Below are 4,466 nucleotides of genomic sequence, written 5' to 3'. Positions count from 1 at the left end.
GACTGCGGGAACGGCAGGTCTTCACGGGCCAGGACATCCATGCCCAACACTAGATCTAGTGGGTGTGGGAATCAACCGGATAGGCAAGGCTTGACTTTCCAATCATCTACACGACGAACTACGACTACAATCTGGAAATGGCGTTCAATCTAAGCGGCCATCCATATGTGAAGATTGTCAATGCGCGAGATGTCGCGAAAGCGACCAGCGCCGATACACAGATCGTGAAGTTTCATGGTGACTTCGAAGACGACCAATCGCTCGTCATTGCGGAAACGGACTACTTCAATCGGCTGACTTTCGATTCGCCTCTCGACATCAAATTCCGAGCCGATGCATTGGGCCGGACCATCCTGTTTGTCGGCTACAGCGTCTCGGATCTCAACATCCGTCTGTTGCTTCACCGTCTGTGGCTTACCTGGCGCGATTCGGGGCGAGAGAAGGATCGCCCGAGGTCCTTCGTCTTTATGTCCCGTGAGAATCCGGTGCAGGAGGCTGTGCTCGGGCAGTGGGGCATCAGCGTGCTCAGCGGCAAACATGATGAGCCTGCGGACGCTCTTCTAAGCTTCATGAAGGAATTGACCGAACGAGTGGAACACTTCCATCAACGTGGAACATCGAGCACCCAATGAGAAGCGTGGCGCAGTGGCCGCAACCTAGGGCCGAGCGCGACCCAGTCGCGAATCTGCTCTTAGTCTGGTGTGCGTAAGGCGGTGATCTCAAGGCCCCGCCGGAAATAGCGCGAGCGGATACAGCCGGAAGATATGCGTCGAGATGGCTTACGATCCAAGCGCGTACAAGTACCGTCCGTGACCGGGAGCGGTTGGAGGCACGGAATTTTCGAGAAGCATGACGGCTTCGGCACGGCGCATCGGCGCCGCGAAGCCGATGGAGGTATGATGAGTGCAGCGGAACAAGAAGTGGCCTCCCTCCCGGACGCCACCGTCTCCGTCCGCGAAACCTTCGGTTTCGACAGCGACCTGAGCATCCCGGCCTTTTCGCGAGCCGACGAGCATGTTCCCGAGTTCGATCCGGACTACCTGTTCGACCCGCAGACGACGCTGGCGATCCTCGCCGGCTTTGCCCGCAACCGGCGCGTCATGGTCTCGGGCTATCACGGCACCGGCAAGTCGACGCATATCGAGCAGGTCGCCGCAAGGCTGAACTGGCCTTGCGTGCGCGTAAATCTCGACAGCCATGTCAGCCGCATCGACCTCGTCGGCAAGGACGCGATCACCGTGCGCAACGGCATGCAGGTGACCGAGTTCCGCGACGGCATCCTGCCATGGGCCTATCAGAACAACGTCGCGCTGGTCTTCGACGAATACGACGCCGGCCGCCCGGACGTGATGTTCGTCATCCAGCGCGTGCTGGAATCCTCCGGCCGCCTGACGCTGCTCGATCAGGCGCGCGTCATCCGCCCGCACCCGGCCTTCCGGATCTTCGCAACGGCGAACACCGTCGGCCTCGGTGACACGACCGGCCTCTACCACGGCACGCAGCAGATCAACCAGGCGCAGATGGACCGCTGGTCGATCGTCACGATCCTGAACTACCTGCCGCACGACAACGAGGTCGGCATCGTGGTCTCCAAGGCCAGGAGCTACGACAGCAAGGAAGGCCGCCAGACCGTCTCCAAGATGGTCCGCGTCGCCGACATGACCCGCTCGGCCTTCGTCAACGGCGACCTGTCGACTGTGATGAGCCCGCGGACGGTGATCACCTGGGCGGAGAACGCCGAGATCTTCGGCGAACTCGGCTTCGCCTTCCGCGTCACCTTCCTCAACAAGTGCGACGACCTGGAGCGTTCCATCGTCGCCGAGTTCTACCAGCGGAGCTTCGGCGAGGAGCTGTCCGAATCTTCTGCCAACGTGGTACTGAACTAAGGAAAGCCGGACGGTCTCATGGCACAAATAGGCGGCAATTCGCGATCGAGCAGTCAGAAATCCGCGATGAGCACTTCCAGACGCTCACGGTCCGCCGTGATGAGTCCACTGACGATCAGGCGCCGATGCTCCGGACTCGCATATCCCGCGAGAGCAGGAAAATCCGCCCGGGACATTTCACTGATCCTCACACCACTAGCTGCGGAACTGCTCTTCAAGTTGGCGCGCCGCAAGACCCGCTCCTCGTGCGAACAGGAGCGTCGCCTGGATCGTCGGGTCGGCAGTGACGGTGACTTCGGCGACGTCCTGCAGCTGAACGAAATCCGCCGTGGCCGCCATGGGTGGCTCTGCGGGTCCGCTCGGCGTGAGCGTCACGACATCGGTCGCCGGCAGGAGGGCCCCGCGCCAGTTGCGCGGGTGGTGTGGAGCAATTGGCGTCAACGCAACCAGACCGGAATTGAGAGGAAGGATCGGTCCATGAGCCGAGAGGTTGTAAGCCGTGCTGCCAGCAGGCGTTGCAGCGAGCACGCCGTCGCCGGCCAAACCCAACAGACGCTTTCCACCGTTTATCGCGATGTCGATCCTGATCATTCGCCGGGTCTGACGGAACACCGCGACCTCGTTATAGGCATGCGCGACATGCTGCTCGCCTGTGGTCAAGCGGCACGTCATGCACAGCGGGTGCAAAATTGCCGGTTCCGCCTCCGCGATCGCTATATCCAGCTTTGCCTCCTGAAAGCCGTTAGTCAGGAAGCTCGGGCTCCCCCAGCTCATCGGATAGATCGGAAGACCGTAACCGGCCAAACGGTGCAGCCCGCGAACAACACCCGAGTTGCTTGCGATCAGAACAATCGCGTCGGCCATATCGAACCCGATCTGCCCATACAGCCGCCGAAGTCGGCTGCTGACCGCTTCCGGAGCTTCCTCGTCCGCCATTACGGCGATTTTCATCATTCGACATGACCGCTGTCGCATATGCGGCCGGCTGTAAGAAGGAAAAAACCCACGATGTTCGACATCAAGCCTCGCAAACTCGGTGAAGCGATCCAAAACCATATTCGCAAGAGATGGCAGCTGCCGACACAATGGCCAGATACGCCGGACACGCTGCTTGCTCCGGACTTGCGCGAGAGGATTGCTCTTTTGGGGATCGACGACCGGCAGCTTATCGACGTTTCCCCGAATGACGTCGTGCACAAGCTTGAAGAGTTGGAAAGGGCTGCGGCGCTAGAAGATGCTGGTGATCCCGAGACACTCGCTAGACGCGTTGAACTGGACGACGTTCGGTTTGAGGTCGGCAAGGGCCGGTAACGGGAGCGCACTGCGCGGCTCGACCAGCCCGGGACATTCAGTTGCTCCTCAGACGCAGTTTCCGCCGGTCCGACGTAAAAATTCGATGCTATTTGAATCGGCACTCTACAAATGCTTGGCCACATCATCTAAGTTCCGGGCACCGGCATCAGGAAATATTAGCCTTCCGCCGATTTTCCCGCACACCTGATTGGTGGTCGGATCCGAAGAGGCGCGAGACCTCATCGCGATCGATGCCACTGCATCGACAGCGCTTCAGGCTCCGGGGCTGCGGATGACGTTCCGGCTATGGCACCGACGCTCCTCCCTCTAGCTGCGATACCGCGGCTGGCCGTTGGAGATGCTCTCTCCTTTTCCCAGCGAGCGGAGGACCGCATGCGTTTAACCAAGTTTGACTTGGCAACAAAATCCTGCACCCAGCCGCCAGAGGCAAATCGATCGGAAGATGACGATGTCTTCAGCGGCTACGGCTACGGCTACGGCTACGGCTACGGCTACGGCTACGGTCCTGTGCCGGTCCAGGAATGCGAGCCGCGTGATGATCCACGCCGTGGAACACGCCGGGGAGCGCCCATGCAGCATGACTACGGCCAGACACCAGAGTCGAACGCTTCGCAGAATACTGGCAGCATTCTTGTAGGCACCAGCCCCGCGCCGAGAAGCGAAGCTCAAATGCCGCACAGGATAGGATTCTGATGAGAGTTGCATTGGGGAAGGCCACCATTCAGTGCGTCCGCGGCGATATCGCCGATCAGCCGGACGTCGACGCTGTCGTCAATGCCGCCAATGCAGAGCTGCTGCCGGGAGGAGGCGTCACCGGTGCACTGCATGCTGCTGCAGGGCCGGAACTTGCGGCAGCTGCCGCGCCGTTCGCCCCGCTGGGGCCCGGCCAAGCGATCATGACAGCGGCATTCAAGCTTCCAAACAAGGAGCTATGGCTGAAAATGGGTGATGGGGCCTGAGAAGGCGGCGTATCGTGGCGGGTGCTGAAGCCTGCCAGAACCTCCCGAAGGAGCGATACGCCATGAAAGACGATACCACGATCACCCCGCTTCACCAGCCCGGATCGATCCTTGACCCGCTCACCGAGATCGCCCGCGAGGGCGCGCGCCAGATGCTGGCCGCCGCGCTCAGGGCCGAGGCGGCAAGCTTCGTTGCACAGTTCGAGGACGAACGCTTGCCCGATGGACGCCATCGCATCGTGCGGCATGGCACCGGGCCGGGACGGATGATCCAGACCGGGATCGGCCCGATCCCGGTGCAGCGCCA

Annotated in this window: 5 protein-coding genes and 2 pseudogenes; 6 read left to right on the top strand and 1 reads right to left on the bottom strand. The window is 61.0% G+C overall.

Going from position 1 to position 4,466, the window contains the following annotated elements; all coding sequences use genetic code 11:
* Positions 1-89: 89 nt before the first annotated feature.
* Both VQ044_RS23840 and cobS read left to right on the top strand, forming a co-directional pair.
* Positions 90-632 (top strand): annotated as a pseudogene (locus VQ044_RS23840) (SIR2 family protein); the annotation flags it as partial.
* A 267-nt stretch (positions 633-899) separates the two neighbouring features.
* Complete coding sequence (gene cobS, locus VQ044_RS23835) at positions 900-1,886, top strand: cobaltochelatase subunit CobS (protein ID WP_327650133.1); 987 nt, start codon at positions 900-902, stop codon at positions 1,884-1,886.
* Positions 1,887-2,081: 195 nt separating this feature from the next.
* Here the strand turns inward: cobS and VQ044_RS23830 are convergent, their stop codons facing one another.
* Positions 2,082-2,840, bottom strand: coding sequence for an NAD kinase (locus VQ044_RS23830; protein ID WP_327650130.1), 759 nt, complete (start codon positions 2,838-2,840; stop codon positions 2,082-2,084).
* 54 nt (positions 2,841-2,894) lie between these two features.
* Between VQ044_RS23830 and VQ044_RS23825 the strand changes: the two genes are divergently transcribed.
* The 4 genes and pseudogenes from VQ044_RS23825 to VQ044_RS23810 all read left to right on the top strand — a co-directional run.
* The gene (locus tag VQ044_RS23825; RefSeq protein WP_327650128.1) at positions 2,895-3,197 is read left to right on the top strand and encodes a hypothetical protein; all 303 of its coding nucleotides are present in this window, start codon (positions 2,895-2,897) and stop codon (positions 3,195-3,197) included.
* 375 nt (positions 3,198-3,572) lie between these two features.
* Complete coding sequence (locus VQ044_RS23820) at positions 3,573-3,893, top strand: hypothetical protein (RefSeq protein ID WP_331827817.1); 321 nt, start codon at positions 3,573-3,575, stop codon at positions 3,891-3,893.
* An 11-nt stretch (positions 3,894-3,904) separates the two neighbouring features.
* A complete protein-coding gene (locus VQ044_RS23815) occupies positions 3,905-4,159 on the top strand; it encodes a macro domain-containing protein (protein WP_327650125.1) in 255 nt (84 codons plus the stop codon).
* A gap of 62 nt (positions 4,160-4,221) precedes the next feature.
* Positions 4,222-4,466 (top strand): annotated as a pseudogene (locus VQ044_RS23810) (IS256 family transposase); the annotation flags it as partial.

It is taken from the genome of Aurantimonas sp. C2-5-R2 (genome assembly GCF_036549495.1).
Classification (GTDB): domain Bacteria; phylum Pseudomonadota; class Alphaproteobacteria; order Rhizobiales; family Rhizobiaceae; genus Aurantimonas; species Aurantimonas coralicida_A.
The sequence above is the reverse complement of the archived record's forward strand: the minus strand, read 5'-3'. Positions and strand labels throughout refer to the sequence as shown.

Coding starts and splice junctions, on each gene's coding strand:
- cobS (WP_327650133.1), top strand. CDS start 900: ATGAGTGCAGCGGAACAAGAAGTGGCCTCCCTCCCGGACGCCACCGTC.
- VQ044_RS23830 (WP_327650130.1), bottom strand. CDS start 2,840: ATGATGAAAATCGCCGTAATGGCGGACGAGGAAGCTCCGGAAGCGGTC.
- VQ044_RS23825 (WP_327650128.1), top strand. CDS start 2,895: ATGTTCGACATCAAGCCTCGCAAACTCGGTGAAGCGATCCAAAACCAT.
- VQ044_RS23820 (WP_331827817.1), top strand. CDS start 3,573: ATGCGTTTAACCAAGTTTGACTTGGCAACAAAATCCTGCACCCAGCCG.